This window comes from Leifsonia sp. McL0618, assembly GCF_049994905.1.
Classification (GTDB): Bacteria; Actinomycetota; Actinomycetes; order Actinomycetales; family Microbacteriaceae; genus Diaminobutyricibacter.
In genome coordinates, this window is sequence record NZ_CP188258.1 from 1,214,893 (window position 1) to 1,236,013 (window position 21,121).

24 protein-coding genes are annotated in these 21,121 nt (G+C 65.0%); 12 read left to right on the forward strand and 12 right to left on the reverse strand.

Annotated features, from left to right (window positions below; translation table 11 throughout):
* Positions 1–92 precede the first annotated feature (92 nt).
* A complete protein-coding gene (locus tag ACPPVQ_RS05835) occupies positions 93–983 on the forward strand; it encodes an alpha/beta hydrolase (RefSeq protein ID WP_426519562.1) in 891 nt (296 codons plus the stop codon).
* Here the strand turns inward: ACPPVQ_RS05835 and ACPPVQ_RS05840 are convergent.
* Positions 980–1,714: a response regulator transcription factor gene (locus ACPPVQ_RS05840; RefSeq protein WP_426519564.1), complete on the reverse strand. Its 735-nt coding sequence runs from the start codon at positions 1,712–1,714 to the stop codon at positions 980–982. The two genes, ACPPVQ_RS05835 and ACPPVQ_RS05840, sit on opposite strands and share 4 nt — an antisense overlap.
* A gap of 84 nt (positions 1,715–1,798) precedes the next feature.
* Between ACPPVQ_RS05840 and ACPPVQ_RS05845 the strand changes: the two genes are divergently transcribed.
* Both ACPPVQ_RS05845 and ACPPVQ_RS05850 read left to right on the forward strand, forming a co-directional pair.
* Complete coding sequence (locus tag ACPPVQ_RS05845) at positions 1,799–2,050, forward strand: hypothetical protein (RefSeq protein ID WP_426519566.1); 252 nt, start codon at positions 1,799–1,801, stop codon at positions 2,048–2,050.
* Between the two features lie 101 nt (positions 2,051–2,151).
* Complete coding sequence (locus tag ACPPVQ_RS05850; protein ID WP_426519568.1) at positions 2,152–2,568, forward strand: hypothetical protein; 417 nt, start codon at positions 2,152–2,154, stop codon at positions 2,566–2,568.
* Positions 2,569–2,646: 78 nt separating this feature from the next.
* Here ACPPVQ_RS05850 and ACPPVQ_RS05855 read toward each other — a convergent pair whose 3' ends face one another.
* Genes ACPPVQ_RS05855 through ACPPVQ_RS05865 form a run of 3 tightly spaced genes read right to left on the reverse strand, consistent with a single transcriptional unit; the run spans position 2,647 to position 5,817 of the window.
* On the reverse strand, positions 2,647–3,255 hold the full coding sequence (locus tag ACPPVQ_RS05855; protein ID WP_426519570.1) for a response regulator transcription factor: 609 nt from the start codon (positions 3,253–3,255) through the stop codon (positions 2,647–2,649).
* Complete coding sequence (locus ACPPVQ_RS05860) at positions 3,252–5,069, reverse strand: sensor histidine kinase (protein ID WP_426519572.1); 1,818 nt, start codon at positions 5,067–5,069, stop codon at positions 3,252–3,254. The genes ACPPVQ_RS05855 and ACPPVQ_RS05860 overlap by 4 nt, the downstream gene beginning before the upstream one ends.
* 34 nt (positions 5,070–5,103) lie before the next feature.
* Positions 5,104–5,817: a hypothetical protein gene (locus tag ACPPVQ_RS05865; RefSeq protein ID WP_426519574.1), complete on the reverse strand. Its 714-nt coding sequence runs from the start codon at positions 5,815–5,817 to the stop codon at positions 5,104–5,106.
* 294 nt (positions 5,818–6,111) lie between these two features.
* Between ACPPVQ_RS05865 and ACPPVQ_RS05870 the strand changes: the two genes are divergently transcribed.
* From ACPPVQ_RS05870 to ACPPVQ_RS05885, 4 genes are all read left to right on the forward strand, one after another.
* Positions 6,112–6,441, forward strand: coding sequence for a hypothetical protein (locus tag ACPPVQ_RS05870; protein WP_426519576.1), 330 nt, complete (start codon positions 6,112–6,114; stop codon positions 6,439–6,441).
* 289 nt (positions 6,442–6,730) lie between these two features.
* Positions 6,731–7,057, forward strand: a complete 327-nt coding sequence (locus tag ACPPVQ_RS05875) for a hypothetical protein (protein ID WP_426519578.1) — start codon at positions 6,731–6,733, stop codon at positions 7,055–7,057.
* Between the two features lie 358 nt (positions 7,058–7,415).
* Positions 7,416–8,231: a hypothetical protein gene (locus ACPPVQ_RS05880; protein WP_426519580.1), complete on the forward strand. Its 816-nt coding sequence runs from the start codon at positions 7,416–7,418 to the stop codon at positions 8,229–8,231.
* 150 nt (positions 8,232–8,381) lie between these two features.
* Positions 8,382–8,675, forward strand: a complete 294-nt coding sequence (locus ACPPVQ_RS05885; RefSeq protein ID WP_426519582.1) for a hypothetical protein — start codon at positions 8,382–8,384, stop codon at positions 8,673–8,675.
* Positions 8,676–8,869: 194 nt separating this feature from the next.
* Here ACPPVQ_RS05885 and ACPPVQ_RS05890 read toward each other — a convergent pair whose 3' ends face one another.
* A complete protein-coding gene (locus ACPPVQ_RS05890; RefSeq protein ID WP_426519584.1) occupies positions 8,870–9,136 on the reverse strand; it encodes a hypothetical protein in 267 nt (88 codons plus the stop codon).
* Between the two features lie 270 nt (positions 9,137–9,406).
* Complete coding sequence (locus tag ACPPVQ_RS05895; RefSeq protein ID WP_426519586.1) at positions 9,407–10,201, reverse strand: helix-turn-helix domain-containing protein; 795 nt, start codon at positions 10,199–10,201, stop codon at positions 9,407–9,409.
* Positions 10,202–11,045: 844 nt separating this feature from the next.
* Here ACPPVQ_RS05895 and ACPPVQ_RS05900 point away from each other — a divergent pair.
* The 3 genes from ACPPVQ_RS05900 to ACPPVQ_RS05910 all read left to right on the forward strand — a co-directional run bounded on the left by ACPPVQ_RS05900 (position 11,046) and on the right by ACPPVQ_RS05910 (position 14,969).
* Positions 11,046–11,828, forward strand: coding sequence for a response regulator transcription factor (locus tag ACPPVQ_RS05900; RefSeq protein WP_426519588.1), 783 nt, complete (start codon positions 11,046–11,048; stop codon positions 11,826–11,828).
* 1,930 nt (positions 11,829–13,758) lie between these two features.
* Positions 13,759–14,109: a hypothetical protein gene (locus tag ACPPVQ_RS05905; protein WP_426519590.1), complete on the forward strand. Its 351-nt coding sequence runs from the start codon at positions 13,759–13,761 to the stop codon at positions 14,107–14,109.
* Positions 14,110–14,681: 572 nt separating this feature from the next.
* Positions 14,682–14,969, forward strand: a complete 288-nt coding sequence (locus ACPPVQ_RS05910) for a hypothetical protein (RefSeq protein WP_426519592.1) — start codon at positions 14,682–14,684, stop codon at positions 14,967–14,969.
* A gap of 449 nt (positions 14,970–15,418) precedes the next feature.
* On the opposite strand, the gene ACPPVQ_RS05915 is transcribed toward ACPPVQ_RS05910, so the two are convergent.
* From ACPPVQ_RS05915 to ACPPVQ_RS05930, 4 genes are all read right to left on the reverse strand, one after another.
* On the reverse strand, positions 15,419–15,883 hold the full coding sequence (locus ACPPVQ_RS05915; protein ID WP_426519594.1) for a hypothetical protein: 465 nt from the start codon (positions 15,881–15,883) through the stop codon (positions 15,419–15,421).
* A 338-nt stretch (positions 15,884–16,221) separates the two neighbouring features.
* Entirely contained in the window at positions 16,222–16,545 is a 324-nt protein-coding gene (locus tag ACPPVQ_RS05920; RefSeq protein WP_426519596.1) for a hypothetical protein, read from the reverse strand.
* Positions 16,546–16,782: 237 nt separating this feature from the next.
* Complete coding sequence (locus ACPPVQ_RS05925; RefSeq protein WP_426519598.1) at positions 16,783–17,223, reverse strand: hypothetical protein; 441 nt, start codon at positions 17,221–17,223, stop codon at positions 16,783–16,785.
* Between the two features lie 996 nt (positions 17,224–18,219).
* A complete protein-coding gene (locus ACPPVQ_RS05930) occupies positions 18,220–18,789 on the reverse strand; it encodes a hypothetical protein (RefSeq protein WP_426519600.1) in 570 nt (189 codons plus the stop codon).
* 516 nt (positions 18,790–19,305) lie between these two features.
* Between ACPPVQ_RS05930 and ACPPVQ_RS05935 the strand changes: the two genes are divergently transcribed.
* Entirely contained in the window at positions 19,306–19,539 is a 234-nt protein-coding gene (locus ACPPVQ_RS05935; protein WP_426519602.1) for a hypothetical protein, read from the forward strand.
* Between the two features lie 21 nt (positions 19,540–19,560).
* On the forward strand, positions 19,561–19,749 hold the full coding sequence (locus ACPPVQ_RS05940) for a hypothetical protein (protein ID WP_426519604.1): 189 nt from the start codon (positions 19,561–19,563) through the stop codon (positions 19,747–19,749).
* Positions 19,750–19,964: 215 nt separating this feature from the next.
* On the opposite strand, the gene ACPPVQ_RS05945 is transcribed toward ACPPVQ_RS05940, so the two are convergent.
* Together ACPPVQ_RS05945 and ACPPVQ_RS05950 are read right to left on the reverse strand one after the other, a co-directional pair.
* The gene (locus tag ACPPVQ_RS05945; RefSeq protein WP_426519606.1) at positions 19,965–20,525 is read right to left on the reverse strand and encodes a recombinase family protein; all 561 of its coding nucleotides are present in this window, start codon (positions 20,523–20,525) and stop codon (positions 19,965–19,967) included.
* 234 nt (positions 20,526–20,759) lie between these two features.
* On the reverse strand, positions 20,760–21,113 hold the full coding sequence (locus ACPPVQ_RS05950; RefSeq protein ID WP_426519608.1) for a helix-turn-helix domain-containing protein: 354 nt from the start codon (positions 21,111–21,113) through the stop codon (positions 20,760–20,762).
* Positions 21,114–21,121: the final 8 nt, after the last annotated feature.

A 21,121-nucleotide genomic window follows, 5' to 3' on the forward strand; every position in this document is an offset into this window, starting at 1 on the left:
GTTGGATGACAATATTCCTCCGCGGTTGGGGGGCGGCCAATACGTTTCTTCGCGTATGGCGGAACGGGTCGCGGGGTGGGAGCATCGGTCTGATGTCCATTTCGATGAGCCTGACCCGGGTGGCGCTTCGGGCACGCCCGAATAGATACCGCACCGAAGCGACGATGTATGAGTCTGCTCGGAACGATAGCGGTGATGCGCCGATCCCGGGGTCCCTGCGGCGGTCGTGCATCATCCGGCGTGAGTCCGTGCTCGGAAACACCGTGATCACGTTGACGCCGAAAGCCGGCGCGACGGGAACGCACCTGATCTATGCCCACGGTGGCGTGTACGTCCACTCGCTCGTCTCCGCCCATTGGAGGATCATTGCGACTCTGATTCGACTATCCGGGGTGACCGTCACGGTTCCCCTGTACGGCCTCGCCCCTGACCATTCGGCAGACGATGCATATCCGTTCCTTCAAGCCGTGTACATGAGCGTCGTCGATCGCGCTGCGGGCAAACCGGTGATCCTGGCTGGTGATTCGTGCGGTGGCGCGCTGAGCGTCGGCCAGGCCATCCGATGCCGCCATGAAGACCTCCCCGCGCCCGCAGCGCTGATCCTGTTCTCGCCCTGGGTCGATGCGTCCATGTCGAACCCCGGCATTGCGGCGATCGAAAAGCGCGACTCGATGCTGGCTCCCGCCGGACTTGCCGCCGCCGGCCGCGTGTGGGCCGGCTCACGGTCTGTCGCGGACCCGCTGATCAGTCCGATCCACGACACCCTCCGCTTAATGCCGCCCATCTTCATCTACCAGGGCGGCAACGACATTCTGTTGCCGGACGCGAAGATGTTTGCCGCGAAGGCGAAAGAGGCCGGAAACAGGGGCGCCCTGCGCATCTACCCCGCAGGCGTTCACGTGTTCGTCGGAGCGGGGTGGACGCCGGAAGCGCGGAACGCGTTGCGGGACGCCGCTCAACACATCCGCGCTGCGACCACTTAGAGCGCGGCGATCAGCCCCAGCCGTCGCGCCCGGTCAACAGCCACCAGACGGTCCCCACAGTGCAGTTTCCGATACGTGTGTTCAAGGTGCTTGCTGACCGTGAACGGGCTGATGCCGAGCCGGAACCCGATCGCCGCAACGGTCAGACCCTGGGCAGCCAGGCCGAGCACTTCGACTTCGCGACGAGTCAGACCCTCACCGGGGTCCAGCGCGTGGGTGTCCAACGGCCAGGTCCGGTCGATCAGGGCCAAGAAGGGTTGGAGGCGTCCCGCCAGGTACACATCATCGTCGGCGAAGTCATGAACTCGACGGTTGAACATCCACGCGCTCAACCCGAAAGCCTTCCGTTCGGTGAGAATCGTGAATTGGCATTCCCCGCCAAGCGGGTGAAGCATTTCAGCGTACGCACGGGTGCGCTTCAAATCGGTCAGCGAGACCAGGTCACTCATCCGCCGCGGCGCGCCTCCCGCCCCAGCATTTAGGTAGCTCAACACCATCGGATGGTCGGGGATCACCGCGAACAGTTTCACACCAGGCGATGACGCACCGGCCACCTCCGCCGGCGTCCCGACCGCCTCGACATCTCGGGTGACCGCATCCAGGTGGATCCAGCCGAGCGAGTCAGAGGGGAACACCCGCCCGAACATCTCCAAGGCCGCGTCGAGATAGTCTCCGCGGCTAGTTCCCGGCTGGGCGAACCACACCAACTCGGACATCGGATCGATTGTCATGTCGTCCCTGCGTTGAGTTCACAACTCCCGGACATCAGCCATGATACGCAGCTGCGTTCGCTTCGGAAAGAGCAGGAACATCAGGTGGGGCTGGTGGTCCTCGCGTGCCTGGCCGGTGTCGGAGCGTGGCTCACCGGACTGATCGGTCTGATCATGATCACCTCGGGAAACGCGACCGGGTGGGTGCTGCTCGTCACCGGTGTCCTGCTGCTCGCTCTGACCATTGTCGCGATCGTCGCCGCTGTTTGTCTTCGGGTCGCGCCGGAAAGCCAGCCGGGGGCGGCGAACCCGCACTTCGATGAGCCGCAACCGTCGCAGGATCCGCGGGGCGGGTAAGCGTGGGTCGGTTCGTATATGGGCCCCGCTGACCGGGCGGGTTCTGCACACTGAACGGAGGGGCCATCCCGCCTGCTACGCTGCGGCGAAAAGGGAGACCGATGAAGCGATTCGTGTCAGCGGGTGCTGCAACCGTGGTGTTGTTGTCGCTGTCGGGGTGCGTGTCGCCGCCGTCACCGTTTGACGGTGAGCGTAAGGCTTCAGACCAGTTGCCGGCGGTCGTCTCGGAGGTCATCCCGACCGGCGACGCGTCGTCGTCCCGATACCAGGGGAAGGCGGATGGCCGCGAGCTGTACCTGGTCAAGGGGAAAGGGGACTACCAGTTCTGCCTTGCCTATACGGACGGGACCAAGGACGGTTCTGGGGCCTCTTGCTCTGGCGGGCCGTGGGTGAAGGTGACGTTTCCGGATCAAGCGGAATTCGAAGTGCAACTGCATGGCTTCGCTGACAAACCGGCAGATGGTCAGAAGCAGGTGTCCAAGTGGGTGCGTCAGACTGCGCCTGCCAGAGGAACGTGAGGGTCGCGGCGAGCGGTGCCGGGGACGCTCATCGATATGCGGCCGACCGCGACTAGGTCGATGGCTTGGGTGTTGCGATCACAGTTGGCCTGCGCGAAGGATACGTGCGGCGTCCGCGCGGTCGGCGGCACCGAGCTTGAGCATGACGATCGACACGTAGTTCGCCACGGTCTTCGTCGAGAGATGGAGCCGCTCGGCGATGACGGGGTTGGGCAGTCCACGCTGGAGGAGGTCGGCGACCGCTCTCTCGCGAGGCGTGAGCCCGGGGATTTCCACGGCCGTTGGATGCGATGCAGGCCGTGGCACGCCGGCGCCGATGAACAGTGCCCCGGACTCCGCGGCGGCGATGGCCGCGAGGATCTGGGCTGGGCTCGCCTGCTTCGTCACGTATGCACTTGCCCCAGCTTCGAGTGCCTGCGCGACCGTGGCCTCGTCATCGAACATTGTGATCACGACGACCCGGAGGGTGGGCTGCTCTCCTACGAGCCGCGCGGTCGCGTCTATTCCCCCGAGCTCGGGCATCGAGACGTCCATGAGAACGACATCTGGCAGTTCCTCTTGCACGACCGCGATCGCCTGGTGGCCGTTCTGCGCCTCGCCGACGACCTCGATCTCGCTCGCCCGCAGTAGAGCGACGAGCCCCTTGCGGAATATGGGGTGGTCGTCCACGACGACGGCGCGTGTCATCTCGTCTCCTCGTCGGGGGTCGCCTCGATCGGCAGCCAGACGGTAACGAGCGTGCCGCCAGCGCGCGGGCGGGAGATGCGCGTGCGGCCGCCAAGCTCGGCCGCTCGTTCGCGGATCGACCGAAGGCCGATGCCGGCTGTCGCGGTCTGTGGCATTCCGACACCGTTATCCGCGACCTCGATGCGGAGGCCGTTGGCAGCCCTCTCGACCGCTACACGGCAGAGGGATGCGTCGGCATGGCGTCGCACGTTGGTGACGGCCTCTTGCACGATCCGCAAAGCCGCGAGGTCGACGGCGGCAGGCAGGTCGCCGAGATGTCCCACCTCGAATACCACGTCGGTCGCGGAGCCCAGGCGGGATCGCAGCGCGGCCTCTAACCCGTGGTCGTCGAGGATGGGTGGGCGAAGTCCGTGCGAGATCTCTCTCGAGCGTGTCGCCGCGTCGTTGATGTCGGTCTGAAGTTCGCGGGCGGACTGAGCGATCTCGTCGTCGATCTCCTCGGTGCGCGTCGCCAACGCTGCGGCTGCGAGTGCCAGTCCCGACAATGCCGGGCCGAGGTCGTCATGCAGTTCTCGGCGTAGCCGTCGTCGCTCCTCCTCTCGCGCGGCGACCAGAGCAGCCTGTGTCGTCGTCGCCTCGCGGAGCGCCCGAGCCCCATGCAGGGCGGGCGCCGCGTGCTGGGCGATCGCTGCCATTACCTTACGATCACGGGCGCTCAGCTCCGACTCACCAAGTCGGGGCGCTGCGCTCAGTGTTGCGAGCAGTTCGCCGCGGAAGGTGATAGGGAACGGCGAAATCGCCGCTTCTGGAGGTGTGCCGGACTTCGCCGTGAATACGGCCTCGTCGACCGGGGATGCTGCCGTGAGCAGCACCGCGGGCGAGGTGGTGGCTTCGGCTGCGGTATCTGTCACACGCTGCGCCGTGGGACGCGCCTCGTCGGCGTCCAGGGCAAGTGCGAGGCGGGCCACTGCTTGGTCGGGGGTGATCCGGTCGCGGTAGATGAGCCAGGTAGCAGCGCGCGTTGCGGCGCGCACGACGGGGTACGCGAGCACTCCGACAGCAACGGCACCCCAAACCGCTGCGTCCACCGCAGGTCGGTCGGCCGCTGTGGCGATCCACCGGGCCGCGCCGAAGACACCGCCCAGAGCGAATACGGCGAAGATCACAGAGAGGACGACGTGGAAGGCGGCATCCACGTTCCACAGCCGGGGCCAAGCCAGCCCGATCACAAGCCCGAGCATCAGCGGGATAGGGGCGGCATTCGAGACGGCCTCATTGAGCGCCCCGCCACCGCCGATCGCGCCAGCTCCGATCGACACGACCAGAAACAACGTCAGCGTCATGATCAGCCCGAGCAGCACCCAGCGCACGCTTTCGCGCTCGGAGGTCGTTGCACTTCGACGGTAGCGGTATGCGATGAACCCGACGGCGAGCAGTCCCTGCACGACGGGGAAGAGCCACCACCCGGCGCTCCCGCGGAGCCGGTCGCCGAGCACCGCATCGACGATCAGCACGAACACCGACGCGAAGACGAGTCCCAACGACCACCGCGGCACGAACCGTCCGTCCGGGAACGTCGCGGCGAGCAGCGGGAAACCGACCGCCCACGTTATGAGTGCGAGCAGCTGCGCGACGGGCGAGGAGGCACCCCCGCTCTCGACGGCGAACAGCAGCAGGATCGCGATCGCCGCGGCGGCCGGGATCCACCCTCGCGCAACCCGCCGCCGCGTCGCCGAAGCCACAACCGCGAGCGCCCCGCCGACCCCGGTCACGAGGAGGGCGAGACGACTCGCAGTCAGCAGGACTTCGTCCATGGGTCTCAATTGTGGCAGCGGGCGGAGACCGCGGCTATGCCTTCCGGGACTTCACGAAGAACACGATCCCGAGAACGAACAGGCAGGCCAAGCCGGTCATCCCGCCAATCGGAGGTGAGAATGGAATGAGCACCGGCAGAACGGTGAGTGCTGCACCGGCGAACGCCAGGCACGCCGACGGCCACCCGATGACGCCTCTGCGGCGGCCGATCACTCCGAAGATGGTTAGCCACGCGGCGCTCGTCAGCGCGTACGCCATCAGCATCCCCGTGACCATCACCGCCCACGCCTCGAAGACCACGTTCTGATCCGCCAGCGCTGGGACCACGCGATTCACGCCGTCGCCGACCGAGGTGAACGGAACGAGCGTGATGCCCGCTGTGAGCAGCCACGTGGTTCCGGCGACCAGTCCGCACACTGTGCCGAGTCGCCACCAGACCGACACTTCTCGGCTGCCAAGGTGCACGAGCCGGTCGAGCGCCAGTACGAACGTCAGTATCCCGAATCCGACGCCGCAGAACGTGATGGCCTCGTAGATACCGTTGAACCGGTAGTCGTGGAAGTACTGCCAGGTCGGCTGCGACACCCTGTCGCCGATGATGACGAACACGATGATCGGCTGGAGCACCCAGAACAGGAGTACCGCGATACCGCCGATCCCGGCGGTGCGGTACAACCGGCGACGAGTCACCAGTGTCGAGAAGCCGACGGGTGCCGCCGCATCCGCCGTGGGATTCGTGCGAGACATGGGCACGCCCTTCCTCGTGAGGTCGCCGGCCGGCGACACGTCCAGAGTTTCGTTGAGCGATCCCGGGACGGCAGTTAGAACCGATCACGAATCGCTGCAAGAGCAACACGCCCGTCCCGCTGGGGCGATGGCCCGGGCATAGCGTCCCTATTTTCGGGATATTCTTCCCTGGTGTCCCGGGAACCATGCGTGACACGATGTCGCACATGATCCGATCGATGCATCGCGGGGAAGGCCGTGATCTAGGGGCCCGTACTCTCCTTGCTGAGAGGCGTTGCGCGCTACCGTCGGGCCATGTCTGAGTCGGCACAATCGCGGCGACCCAACCTCGCCGTGCTGGCGATGGCGGGCACGCTCATCACGTTGGTCGCTGCCCTCGGGACCATTGTGTGGTCGTCGGTGGACGGCGGCGAGGCGGGGCTCTCCGACGCCCTCATTGGTTCGATACCAACGGCGATCGTTGCCATCGCATCCACCTTGATAGCAAGCTTCGCTCGCCAGAGCGACAACCGCCCACGATGGATGGCCGTGACGGCGTTCTGGATCAGCGGCGTGATCGCGTTGCCCTCCGGTTACGCTGCCCTTTTGGCACTGCTGCCGGCAGCGTCGTTCCCGTCGCCCTAGCCGCACAAATGCTGACCAGTGAGGAACACTGCGCCGAGCAGCGCGCCCGCTCGCGAACTGCCTACTGCCCCGGATCCTCAGGCTGTCGAATGCACGGCCGGCCACATGTCAACGCGGGTCGATGGCCCGGACATAGTGTCCCCATTATTCGGGACATTCTTCCCTAGCATCCCGGGAATCATGCGCGAGAGGATGCTGCACATGAACCCATCGATCCAAGGAACGGAATGGCGTGATCAGGGAGCCTGCACCCTCCTCGCCGGGCGGCGTTTCGCGCTATCGTCGCGCCATGTCTGAATCGGAACAGTCACGGCGACCCAGCATCGCCGCGCTGGCGATGGCTGGCACGTTCATCACGGTGGCCGCTGCCATCGGGACCATCGTGTGGTCATCGATGGACAGCGGCTTGGCGGGGCTCTCCGACTTCCTAATGGGCTTGATACCAACGGCGATCATTGCGCTCGGATCCAGTGTGACGGCATTCGTCGCTCTCGTGGAACGCAGCCGCCCACGATGGATCGCCGTGACGGCGCTCGTCATCAGCGGCGTGCTTGGGTCGCTCAGCGGGTTCATTGTCCTGGCGGCCCTGATGCAGGAAGGAACAACTCATCGATGATGTCGGAGCTGCCGCGCTGACGTTGAACCTGGTGCCGGAGGAAGCGGGTTCGCGATCGGCTTCAATAGCGCATGAACCCATCGATCGATGGCCAGGAATTTCGAGACCCAAGGGGCTGGCGATCGCCTCAACTGCGATCGCAATTGTCGCCCGCAATAGATACAACCGACGAATCTGGCACGGAGCCAGGATGCCCAATACTCGAAGAGTCTCGATTACGGTACTCGCCGCGTCGGCGGCACTGCTGTTGACTGCATGCGCGGGGACCGCGCCAGCGTCGCTGTCTCATCCCTCCCCGTCAACGCACCCCAGTCCCAGCGTCACCCCGCTGCCCCTGCCGTCGCCCACTTCTGTCGCCGTGCCGGCGAGTCAGAACGATGCGTACATCGGCGCGCGGTTCACCGTGATCCGCTATGACGCGGTCGCCGACGACGCGTCGGCAGGAAAGGCGAGCGACGCACTGATCGGGCTCGTCGCAACCGGCGCTGCCGCGCGCGCGCTGCATCAGCAGAACAGTCACGCAAAGCCCACCAGAAACGGACACTCCGCGTTCTACTTCGTCGACTGGACCGTCGACACGCTCACCAAGACGGGAGCTGCGCCCGTTCCACAGGGAAAGGTCACGCTCACCGGTTGTATCGACGCGCCCGAAGCGGCAGGAGTTACGGAGAAGCAGCTCGAGATCGACTACTCCACCACCGCACAGCGTTGGCTCGTGTCCTCCGCCACAACGCTTCAGGGGGACGACTGCCTGACCTCTGACGTCACCGGCGAGGTCGATGACGTCACCCGCACCGCCAAGAACTTCAGCAACGCAGAGGCCACGATCGGAAATGGCGCGAACCCGCAGACCCATGCCGCGGGGATCGCGAAAGGTCACGCCGCCGAGCTCCTCCAGCATGCGTTCCCAGGCGGGCTCGCCGCTGCCGGCAGCAGCGAGTTCGAGGTCCGATTCATCGCCCACTACCCGCCCGACGGGACAATCCCGAACGTGGACGACGCGATGGACGTCTTCGGATGCCTCGGCTCGCCGTCAACGCTCTACTTCGACGGTACCGGGAACCTGTGGCCCCCTGGCGACTTCGGCTACCTCGACATCTCACACGTCACCACAGACGACCAGCTGTACGTCACCGGGGTGAACTACACCAGCGACGACCCGTGCGATTACTGATGATGAGCCTCCCGCCGATCCAGGGTCTCGCGGGCATTGAGGCCATCCTCGTCCACGAGTCCGTCCCACTCATGAGCCGAGCGTCGCATGTCGATCCAACCGTCTGAACCGCGCGAACCCGGCGACGAGCCGAGTGCACCACATGACGCCGTGAACGAAGACGTCGTCCGGCTGAATTTGATCGTCATCCTCGTGACGATCGGCGCGAGTTTTCTTGTGTTCACGGTGAACGGCCTGAACGTGGGATGCGGGCACCAAGACAGCTGCGACGCGTTCTCGAAGTTTTTGTTCCTCGCCGCTCTCGGCCCTCCCGTAGTCACGATCGTGGCGGCGATCGTCTCCAGCCTGGTTCATCGCAACCGGCGGCGTGTGGTTGGCATCGGGATCGTGTCTGCGCTCGGCGTGCTAATCGCCGGAGTGATCGGGTTGGAGATGACTAGTTAGCGCCCGCCGACAGCGCTCGCGACTGGGTTCTCATCTTCACGGGTTCTGGACTGTGAGCGGATGTCTCGGGTCATTGTGAACCTTCTGCCGTTCGGGCTTCGCCGATACGCGATGAGCGTGGCCTTGGACGCGCGGTAGCGCTAGCGGTGAGGAATACGGTCGGCATCCGAGCCCTGATGCGCGGTCTCGCCTGGTTATACCCCCGCCACTCCGAGTGGGCACATGTAGTACATTCCTGGCTGGCAGGTGGGGAGCGGCTGTCCGTGTCCTTTCGCGGCGGCGTCGATCGTGGGGCTGCCTTTCACGCGGGCGTCGACTTGTGGGGCGTCTTTGATTTTCGCTATCGACGGGGGGCCTTTTACTCGAGCGTCGACGGTCAGCGGTGCGCTGATGGTGAGGGTGGCGGCGGCGAGGATGGTGACGGTGGCCGCGAGGCGACGCGAGGTCGCAGTGGTGTGCATGATGGTGCCTTCTGGTGTGATGGTGGTTGGTGTGATGGGCGCGCTCGTCGCGCGAGACGGTCTGCCGGGTTATGGGCGGAGCGTGTCCGGGAATCGGACGAGGGTCCAGTCGATGACTATGCATTCGATCTCGACCGATTCGGGCTCACGTCCGAGCGGTCCCGGTTGACGGATGTCGGTGGTGTCTGGCATCGGATTCACCTCCTGGATGAAGGGTCCACCGATGTGCGGTGCACTGCCATTAGCAGTTCTGCGTAGTTGCAGCGGATGTCAGCCGCTGATGAGTCCGATCCGTCGCGCTGTGGTGACGGCGAGGAGCCGGTCGCCTACCCCGAGTTTCCGGTAAGCGTTTTCGAGGTGTTTTCGAACCGTGGCTTCGGAGATCCGGAGGTAGTCGGCGATCGCGTGGGCGGTGCAGCCTTGCGCGACCAATTCGAGGACTTCGACCTCGCGGCTTGTGAGACCGTATCGCACCGCCGCGTCACTCTCCGTGATGTCGGCTTTTCGGTACGTGAGCGTGTGCTCGAACACGGTCAGGACCGTTTGGAGCCGGGTGGCGAGTTCGACCTCATTGTCGGTGTAGTCGTGTCGGGTACGATCGAACACCCAGCAGGAGCCCTTCATTCCGGTGAGGCCGGCGGACAGGTCCAGGTCGGTTCGGATCGTCATCTGCCATTCGGACCCGTGCGGGTGGAGCATGTCAGCGTAGACCCGGGTCTTCTTCAAGTCGCGCCGGCTGATGAGGTCGGAAGTTCTTCTCGGCAGACCATGGACGCGGTCGATCCCGGGGAACATCGACATGATGATCGGGTGGCCCCGATACAGGGCGGCCAACTGCTGTCCGATTTCATCAGCCGTCCCCCAGTCCTTCGTGGGGCCGGCGTATGCGATCGTGTCCGGGCGTGTGTCAAGTCGGGACCAGCTCACCCGGTCGGACGTGAGCACGGAATCGAGCATCATCGCCATACTCGCGAAGAGGTCGGCTCGTTCAGTTACCCCGGCTATCTGCCAGGTGAGGTCCGCGACCCGATGGTCGGCGTCCGGTGGGTGAACAGTGATCGTCACGGTGCGCTCCTGTCGACATGGTCAGTGTCGACGCCCGGTCATCAGAACGATCGAGCGCCCTGAGGGAAGGATAGACCGGCCGGGTGTCGCTGTCACCAGCCTGGTGCTGGCGATACAGCGGAGCTGACAGGCCTCGTCACCGCGAGTGGAGTAACCACAACCGTGCACCGACACTCTCGAACGGGTCTACAGGTAGTCGCGGGCAGCGAAGGTGAAGGTGCTCCCATGCTGGGGCGATTGCAAAGCACAACGGCGGCGTGGGCGTCACCAACGCCGGCGGCGTCGACACGAAGGTCGGTTCAAGGGTCGACAGCGGCGCCGGATAGAGACAGAAACATGTTGTGACGACCGTGATCGTAGTTTTGAGAAGCATGGTCCGGCACCTCCACGCGACAAATGCTGCGCTCAGCTGGCCGCTGCCTCCCATTAGGGGAATTGCTAATACCGGGGGCGTCCGCTACGGATGCACACTCAGACCGGAGGTGCCACCATGTGCGAACCTGAAGCGATCGACCTCGACCACGTCGCCGACCGAACGCTCATTGCGTTCCCGGTAACTATCGCCCTAACGCCCGACCATCCCCACGACGGCCGCGACCCCGGAACGCGCGGTAGCGCTCGGGCCACGGGTGCCGCGACAGCCATCGGTCAGGCTGGTGAGGTCGCTCAGCCGGCGCGGCACCATCCTGCCGGATCGTGTAGCTATGCGCCGTCGGGTAGCCGCCGAATCTGGCGAGCGCCTGGCGCAACATAGACGGCGGCGATCCCTCGTTCTATCATGAGCGGTACTTGGACGACTGCCCGCCCCTGTGTCGTCCACACCTCATTGGATCGGGGATCCGTGATGGCTGTTGGTGCTCACCTTCCCGTCAACTACGGCGCGAACCTCACCTGGCAGATGGCGGGTGTCGGCAGCCGTCAGGATCTGCTGGACGCGATGATCGCCTTGCTCAGCAACGTCGTGTCGTGTGACTCGCTCGGCTGGAACGGGTTGGACGTCGACCATCAACGGGTCGAGATCTACGGGAACCCGCCAGAGATCTATCAGAACAACTCGCTACCGCCGCACCTGCTGCTGGAAGCCGTCGACCATCCGATGTCGGTCAGCTACCTGGCCGAAGCCGCGGCAACACCACGAGTTCCCGTCCCGCGGCGGATGAGCGACATCATCAGTCTGAGTGACCTGCACCGGACGGCTGCCTACGGGATCCTCCTGAAACCGATCGGGGCCTCCTACCAGCTGACAGCTGCTGACGGCCGGCCGACGTTCACCGGTGCGACCTGCTGGACGTTCTGCCGGAGGACTGCTGACTTCGTCGATGACGAACTCGACCGGGTCCAACGTCTTCAACCGGCGCTGATCGCGTTAAGCGCCGTCTACCTGACCGGGCGCTCATGGGTTGCGGCTGACGGGGACCAGGAGCGGTTCAACCTCACCTCGAGGGAGGTACAGGTTCTCGGTGTCATCGACTGTGGGATGACCGCTCACGCCGCCGCGTACTATCTGAGAATCAGCGAGAAGACGGTGTCCAAACACCTTGAGAACATCTACCGGAAACTCGGCTGCAGCGACCGGGTCACCGCCTTGCACAGAGCCCACTCGGCAGGATTGCTGCCGCCGCGCTAGCTTGGACGGAGCCGCTATCCGCGGTCGGCGACACGGGTGACGTTAAGGAACCCGGAGAGTCGTCGCCCGCCTGGGTCGTCTGAGCCTTGCGGGCCCGCCTTCCTTCCCGGCCCGTCAGGCTCGGCGGGCGCGGTAGCGCCGGCGGGGTCGTGACCACCGCGCAGGAGAAGGCATAGGAGTGTGGGGCTCGCATCCCCTTCGAGTCTGCTCGCGCGCCCTCCGGGCTCGTGCTCTCGTTTCGGATCACAGCTCGCGCGTGAGGAGGTGAGCGGAGCGCTCAGGCCTGATGTGCCGCGCCGGCCTGGACGCGGGGTGCGCGGTAGCGCGAACCGGAGTCGGTCGATCGGGGGCGGAAGGGGCGTTAAGTGTTAAGAGGCTCATGGCCTTCGGCCATTCGCCTCTTGCGCCTGCGGCGCCGCTTCCGTCATGTAGCTCACGAGGTCACCTACCGGTCAACTCGTGGACGAGCGCATCCGGGGCGCGACCGTCAAGGGAGCTGCCCCGGATGCGCGAGTAGAACTCTTCCACTCATCCAACTCTCACGCGCCTACCGGCACAGCCACCTGCGGCCGAAGGCGCCGCACATTTTCCTGTAATCGCGATCACAGGTTTACCTGTAACCGCCTTCATGCGCTCGTCGGGCGGGGCCCTCCTCGCGCGCCCGCTTCGCGTTTCCGGCTTGTCGTCTGTACGGGCTCGTCGGCTGGCGCCTCCTCGCCGCCCGCTTCGCGATACATTCTGCTTCCGGTACGGTGCGGTGGCCCACCGTTGGTAGGCGCTCCTCGGCTGGCGCCTCGTCGCTGCCGGCGTCACGTTTCCGCTTCGTCCTACGTCTCGTTTTCGTGGGGCCTGGCTGCGCCATGCCGCTCCTCACCTTCGGTTCGTCGCTCGCGCATGTCACGTTCACCGGGGCGGTCCACGATTCGCATACGTGGGACCCAGCTGACGCTGTGTCGTTCGTTCGCCTGCGGCTCCTCACTGGGCCACCTTCGGTGTCCCGCTTCGCGTGCACCACGGGTGCGCTGCGGACACGTGACGCCTCCGGTGCGGACGGCAGCTGCGCTGCCCTCCGATGCGATGCGTCGGCGGACCGTGACCTTGGCGTGGGCGTTCCGTTCACTCGTCGACGAACCGTCACGTTGATCGCTGAGACGACGAGATGTGTCGAGTCGGCTCCGCTGCGCTCCGCCGATGCCCGCTTCGCGACGACGGAGCGGGTGCGTAACGTGGGGCGTCACGAAGTGCGTTGCGTTGGCGAGACGGTGACGGAGCGGATGCGGGGACAGCGGAGCCGGTCCCCGGGGTGCGCCTATCGCAGCGAGTAGAGGCGAAGCACTCCCTGCGGAACGAAGCACCGCCCCACCGGCCCGAGGTGCCCGACGCGGTATTTCCGTAGCACCAGTCCGGGGTGACTAGGAACGAGGAGGGGCGGCGGCGAGATCGGCGGGCGCGTATGGGCGTTTTGCGGGCTGTTTACGATCAGCCCGATGGCCCCAGAATGGCACGGGTTTTGCCGCCACTGTGTGCACATCCACGCGGGTGTTGGTGTGCAGGCACGTGATGGGTTTGGCGAACTGACGGCGCCGGCTTAGGCCGAGCGTCCATATAGCGATCTCGAGGTGACTTTCCGGGGTACTGAGCTGAGCACGGCAGGGCGTGCGAGCCTGACTGTCAGGGGTGCGCATTCAGTGGCGACCAGTGCGAGCCCCGACTACGACGTTCGTGCACCGCAAACCCCCGTCGCAGATCTCGCAGCCGTGCAGGACCTCGCGATACCCGTGCAGCTCGACGGCGATGTCCGTGCATAGCCGTTCTGAAGGAGCCTCGAACCGATAGCTCAGTCGTCGCCCAGCGAAATAGCTGGACCGATCGAGCCTGAGGGAAGCCGAGGGCTACGTCACCAATCGAAAGTATGGAATGCGTTACGACAATGAAGATCTACATGATCGGAGACCTGACAGCCGACACCGACGGACCGGAGGATTTCGACTACCGAATCAGCGACAAAATCCACCCCGATGGATTCATCCACATCCCGTTCGAGTGCTCCGGAGCACTCGGGTACACGCTGCCGGTCCGATTCACACCCGGCACCTTCGACGATGCCGTCCGGTGGGATCACGCCAGTGGATGGCCGACCGCGGGGCGTGCGTGGGACGCCCTGTTCATGGCTCTCGCCGCGGCAAAGCGAGCTGCCGACACCCCGTACATGCGACAGCCATTCATCTTCAAAAGGGTGCCGAACCGTCGACCGAGTGATGGCTACCGGCCGCGATCCTGAACGTCGAGGCGATCCGCGACGCTGACACAGGTGAGCGCATTTTCGTCTTCTCCGAGCGTTCTGCTGCGACGGAGGGATGCACGAACTAGCCCGTCGGCGACCTGATCGCCGGCGCGGACGATGACGGTAACGTCCGAACGCATGTGCGGGTTACCCCGGAGTCGTACCGTCGCGCGATCCGCCGCGACCAGGTCACCGTGTTCTTGTTCGACCGGACGACGTCTGGGTGAAAGCGGATGGGAAGATGGTCGACTGTCCACGGAACGGCGGCGGCCCGTAATCGTGCATCCAGGGATGGAACCTTTTGCGCCCAATCGGACACTTAATGGTAGGGGGATAGGGGCCTCTGACACGCCAGCCGCTGCTGCCGTGAACCGTGGGTGGGTTGATCTCTTGGAGGGGTCATGATGGTTCGGTCGTTCGCTTCACTCGGACTCTCAGTCGTTGTCGTCGTGGCGTTGGCGGGGTGTGCCGGTCGGGTGTCTGACATATCCGCTTCCTCGGACACGCCGACAGTCGTGTCGACTCCGACTGACTCAGCTAGACCAACTCCGACCGCGACTTCAGCGGCAATGCTGAACGGGTTTGATCTCGACACGGTCTATGCCATGTGTAACGCAGCGATCCCGTCAGGATCTTGGGGTACCGCAGGTGCAATCAACCCAGACCAACCGCATGCGGACTCGTTCGGCGTCGCCGACGCCAGCCGGTTCTTCTCCCAATATGACCAAGGGGACCCGAACGCCATCTCCATTGCTGTCTATTACAAGATGGATGACGCTCACTACGATGCCGCGGAGTGCATCGCTTCTGGCAACCCAGCCACTCCCACGATCACCTTCATTCGCTTTGTCGACTGACATTGATGGAACCTTTTCGGTCGCCCAGACACATATGGACGCCGCATCTGCTGCGGTGAAACCGATCCGTTTGGGGGAGTTGTGAAAGTTCGTTCTTCCACCGCATTCGTTCTGGCCGCCGTTGCTGTGGTCCCTTTGGCAGGCTTTGTGGCCGCGACGCCGAGCACAACTGACGCGCCCAAGCCAGCGGTGTCCGATGTCGCCGCCAGTTGGCTGACTGGCCGGAACGCGTTCCTCGACGGGGCAAGACCGATCGATGTCTTGCGGCTGAGAGGTGAAGACGGTCTCGGAGATGTCTTGCCGCTCTCGACGCGACCGCGGAAGGAAGCTACGGCTAACCGGCGGCTCCGCTTCGCTACGCCGCCCCTTAGCGTTGCTAGATTGCGTGACGCTGCGATGCGCCGCGACGACGTAGGAGGCCGACCCGTAACGGAGGCCTGGTCCACGTCTTACGGCTCCGGGGTCATACCCCGGAGTGCGGCCTCGTTGCGGAGAGACTGCATCAACACGGTGGACTCTATCCAGACGGCCGGGTCTGCTTCTTCTGGCGTCGGATCGTAGTGCGGCCAATACGCGGTGGCTTCCCGCTCAAGGTGGCGGATGAGGTTCATCAGATATGAATCTGTGAAATCCGGGTCGTGGATGGTATGCGGGATCCGGAGCACATCGACCCACACTTCACCCTGCGCCAAAACGCGCAGATCGATCATCGCCGGAGGAGTCGACTCATAGTGGGAGAAGGGATGCTCTTCGCCGTCGACTAGATTTTCGGACAGCTCGATCGCGCGGCGGAATCCGTCAAGTACCGTTTCGGGAGACATACGGCGGCTGATGGCTGTTGCGACCAGGTCCTCACCGTTGGTCAATCCCGCGCCGGCAACGATGTCCAGTACGGCGTTCCAATCCCTCGTCATCGGTTTCGCACTTCCCCTTTGATCACCATCTTCCGCCAAGAACCGTTCCCGTCCTATTTATGTGCGACGCCAACCAACCAGCTGTCTGGCATAGGCGCTCACCCCGTTCCGGGGTTCGCGCCGCGTGAAGCCTGCGGCCCGCTGCGTCAAGCATCCAGTACCCGGACCGCCCGGGCGGCTCCCTCCGGTCGCCGCCATCGCCCCGTTTACGTCCCGCTCTTCGTCCTGTCAGCGTGTCGCCCGCGCGACCCGTCGCCGTTGCGGGTTCGTCGCGCTTTCGAAGCGCCCCCGTGTGTCTTGGGGGGAGAAATCGTTGGCGCGCTCCCTGCGAGCTTGTCTCAGGGCAAACGTGGTTTTGTCAACGCGCCAACGACCCCCGCCAGGAGGATCGTCACTCCGATAACGGCGACGAGGAGGCCGATCCAGACACCCGTGTAGTCAGGCACGAGGGAGGATTCCGTGTGTTGCGTGAATTGCGCGTTGGTGTAAACCGGGAGGGTCGGCAAGGGCCCGCTGAAGACCGTTTTGACGGCTTTCGCGGTCAGTGCCCAGATGACGCCCCCGATAACCGCTAGAGCACCAACGGCTAGCAGCACTACGACATACGGCCTCCGGCGATGGACAGCCGAGGCAAACGCTTCATTATGCGGAGCATCACTCATCAGCATGACAATAGACCCTGCGGTCTGCCTCGGGGTACCTCCAAATCGCCCGAATTCGTTCATCCGCGTCCCCTGTCATTAGCTCTCTCCCGAACCGGCCCGTGCCCGCCTAGGTCCCGCAGCGTCGGCGTGACGCGGGACGGCCTGCGGCCGTCCCTAACCGGTTGCACGTCGTATGCCGTGACGGTGTCGTCGCGTCCCTGTCGGAGGCCGCCCCGCGGGGCGGCCGACTAGCACCTACCAGTTCTCGAAATCCTTCTCCCGCATGAGGACGTTCACGCGCCGGAAGACGGGCAACGCTTCGGCACGCATGCGTTCCGACCATGGCCCGTCGTCGAGGTCGCCCCGCGAGTAGCCCGGACGCCATTCGTGTTCCAGCGGCGGCTTGTGCGTCCAGGCCGGCGCGTCGATGCCGCGTTCCGTGGCCGTCCAGAGAACTCCCGTCGCCAGGAGGGTGTCGAAGTCGGTCGACAGAGTTGACGGCGGCGCGACCAGGATGTCGGCGACCTCGTCGGCCGACAGCTGCTCGGTGTGCAGCGCAGCGACCGCCTGGACGATGACCCGCAGCGCGTATTCGCAATCCCCGGCAGCGATACGGGTCGCAGCTTCCGCCGCGGCCGCGCGTGCGGTCAGAAGGTGCCGGCTCTCCGGCGTCGGCCTCTCAGGTGTACCGTCCATGGTCACGATTCTGCCCTCAGACGGGCATGAGCAGGAACAGCGGCCTCCCGTTGGTCGGCCGCCTTCGATAAGGTACCGGCCAGCCTGCGTAGCGAGAAACGGGACGCCCTTCGACGCTGCCCGCCAGCATGACGTCTGCCGTCTCGCCGGCGGGGTCGGCCGCTGCGCGGCCTCCCCGGAACCGCAATGACCCCGACGCGCATTCGGGGCGGTCACAAGAGAGGACGGATCGCCGCCGACCCGGCCACGTGCCGTCCCCGTCACGTCGAATCCCGAAACGTCAACGGGATGGGACCGCCGCGACTCCGGACCGCCAACGTGGAGGGCGAGCGCCGCGAGCCCGACCCCGCGGTAGCGGACGAACCGACCTCGCCGCGCGGCCGCCGCGTACGCGATTCGGATTCGGACCCGTTCCGCTGCCGCCGAGCACCGTGCCGGAAACGGCGAAGCCCCGACCATTGGTCGGGGCACATCGGTGGTGCGGGTCCCGCACGCTCCGAAGCGGTGAAGCTCGGACACACCGTCGACGCGAAAGCAAGGAACCACCGACAGGGCGGCGTCCAGCGGCAGGATGGTTCTTGATGGTTCCTCTATTCCATCCAGCGCTTGGCGATATACCTCCGTATAGGTTGGCCGAATCATAAAGAAGAAGACCGGCGGACGGGCACAGCCGGCTCGCGAAGTATGAACGCCGGGGTGGGTCGACCCGGCCGCCCGCCGCTTCGTGTTCGCAGCGCTGCCTCCGTGTTCCGGGACTCCGGCCGTCCCGCCGACCTGTGGTCATCCAGCCGGCTCGCTGACCTCGCCGACGACGATACGGCTGACGCACGGCTGAGGGGCTTGTAACGGCGCACCCGCTCGGGGACCGCCGCGTCAACGAGACGGGACACCCGGAACGCGGCCGTGACGCCACCTGCGGCTGGTGACTCGGCGCTCCGTCCCCGTCAACGCGACGACTACGTGCGTCAGCTGCTGCCAGCGCCCGGCGCCAGCGGGTCAGGGGGCGAGGAAAAGGATGCCCCGGTTGTCGGGCTTCGATTCGCGTTGCATTCGGTCCAGGCGGTCGTTCGTTATCGGGGTCAAGACGCCACGGGCGGAACGGTGCCATCTGTTACCTGCAGCGTCGGTGAACTCGAGGAAGATTCCGGCCCTGAAATCCAGCGCGTTACCGGGGTTCGCCGGACCTTCGAGGAACCAGGTCCCGGGCGGGACACTCGTTAGCCATCCCGGGTACGCGAGCGTGTCCTCTGGCACTTGAGTCCCCCACGCTGACCCGTACCCGACTACGACGTCGTAGATGGCGCCATTCGAACCGTTGGAGATGATGATGGTCTCCGGAGTGGGACTCGTGATGCGAGGGTCCATCAGGCCTGGCCATCCGGTCACCCGGGACGCCGGCAGGCGCTTTCGTTCGTGGGTGTCCCGACGGGAGACGCTTACAGCGACCAGGACAGCGAACACCGTTCCGATGGCAGCTACGGCGCTAACAATCAAACTGACGATTGAGATCCAGTCAGGAAGCACATCGACGGTGACGAGTTGGGACGGGAGGTCGATGGCGAACACGCCGTCAGAATACAGCCCACACTCGCACGAGGAATCCGATTAAACCCCCGCGCGCGGCCGCAACGCTGCGGCCGACAGACGACAACCCGCCGTGACGATCTGGTTCTTGCCTTGAGGCTTCGTCGCGTCGTCTTGGTGACGTCGACGCGCGTGGCTGTACGAGGGTCGGAGCGCGTTCCTCGACGGGGCACGACCGATCGATGTCTTGCGGCTTAGAGGTGAAGACGGTCTCAGAGATGTTCTCGCCGCCCTCACCGCGACCGTGGCAGGAAGCTTCGCCTAACCCCGGCTCCGCTGCACTCCGTCGACGCGTCGTCTGTTCGGTGACGGGGCGGGGCGCAGCGTCGACGTCACGGATGCACGGACGATTCGGTGGCGTGGCGGACGCGCGGCGGTTCCGGCGGAGCGCCGTGGGCGCGGAGCCGGTCCGGAAGCGGTACGACCCTTCGGCGTTGTCGCAGCGGCGACGTACCATGGGGGTGCGGTGGCCGGACCGCTCTTGAGAAGGAGCGCATCATGACCCAGCCACCGACCACCCGACACAACGACGACAGGTTTCGCGGCGACGGCGACCATTCCAACGACCCCGCAGTCGACGAGCTTTACCGAGCGCATGGCATGGAGCCTCCGTGGAAGCTCCTGTGGGAGGACGGGCACCCCGTCCTCGGGCCCGACGGCAAACCATTGCTTGTGGTTCCCGTCCAGCGTGCTCCCGCCGGGCGATCCGAACGGTACTGGGCCGGCGACTGACCAGGTGGGAGACTGAATGACATGGGCGACAGCGCGGAGAAGCCGGAGACGATCGCCGAGCAGGCCGCACGGCTAGCTGCGGACCCCGTCGACCGGGATGAGATGCGTCAGGTTATGCGGGACGTCGACGAGCTGCGTGGCGGTACGGAAACGGACAGCCGGCGCGACGCAGACGTGGACGCGACGGAACGCAGCGATCCCTCCGTGTGAACGAGACGGCGGCGTGCACAGGGAGAGAGGCGTTCAGCCGAGCATTCCCACAGCCTTCCGAAACCAAGGAGGGGCTTCCCCCTCCCGTGGTGGCCGAGCTTGGCCGATTCTCGCGAGGTTTTCGACGGTCACGGTCGAGCGTGAATCGGGCGCGTTCTGAACCGGAACTGTGCACCAGGCTGGCCGCTTCAGCGTGTGCTAGTGCCCCTCCACACTCAGTTCATGGTCATCTCTTCGAGCGCGCGATAGACGGTTGCCAGGGAAACCTTCATGTCGCGAGCAATCTCTTTCGCCGGCCGTCCTGACGATCGTGCCGAGCGTACGGCCTCGCGCTCCGTCGGATTCAGCACTGGCGGTCGGCCACCGAGCCTCCCCTGCTCTCTAGCGGCGGCCAGTCCCGCGAGAGTTCGCTGTCGGATGACGTCGCGTTCCAGTTGGGCAAACGCGGCAAGCACGGTCAGAAGGAGTCGACCGGTAGGTCCTGTAGTCTCCAGCCCCTCTGTCAGTGAGCGAAACGCGACGCCGCGGCTGGCCAGTTCATCGATGGTCGTTAGGGCGTGAACGGTGCTGCGCGAGAATCGGTCGAGCCGCCACACGACGAGCTCATCGCCCTCACGCAGGTAGTCCAGTGCAGCATCGAGTCCGGGCCTAGAAAGCTGGGCGCCCGAGGCGGTGTCCTCAAAGATCCGGTCGACGCGGGCCGATTCGAGCGCATCCCGCTGAAGGTCGAGATTCTGCTCGCCTGTGCTCACCCTCATGTACCCGACTCGTGCCATCTGATTGACCCCTCTCGCATTCGACCGTTTCCGGCAATGGTTTCGGTGAGTACCGACACGCCGCTTTCGGGTTTCTATCTACTCGTCTCACAACCGGGTCTCGCAAAAGACCGGGTTGTAACGACTTCTGAGACAGCTATGTGCGGCATTCCGGCCGCAGGCGTGCGCGGCAGTACACAGAAAGACCGGGAACGATTCGAGCCACCCAAGGACCCTGCGAAACAGGAGTGGAAGCTACTCCTGCTCAGGCTCGACTGGTTTCGGTCGCGGGTGTCGGACTCGCTGGCGTTTCTGTCTCTCGAGCCGGCGTTGCATTCGAAGGGCTTCGATAGGCGAGATCTGCTCGATGTTGAACAGGCCGTCGAGCCAGTCGGTTCGGCCGAGTGCTTTCGCCACCCGGATGATCACCCGGAGCGTGCTGCCTTCGCCGCGCTCGAGCCGACCTAAGGCTCCCTTACTGACGCTAGCCAGTCGAGCCAGGGTTGCCTGGTCAAGCTCCTCGCTCTGCCGGGCGCGGAGGAACTGCTCGCCGACATGCTGCTCCCACTCGTCAACGGTGCGCCCATCGCTCGCGAACATGGCTGTCATGAGTAGAC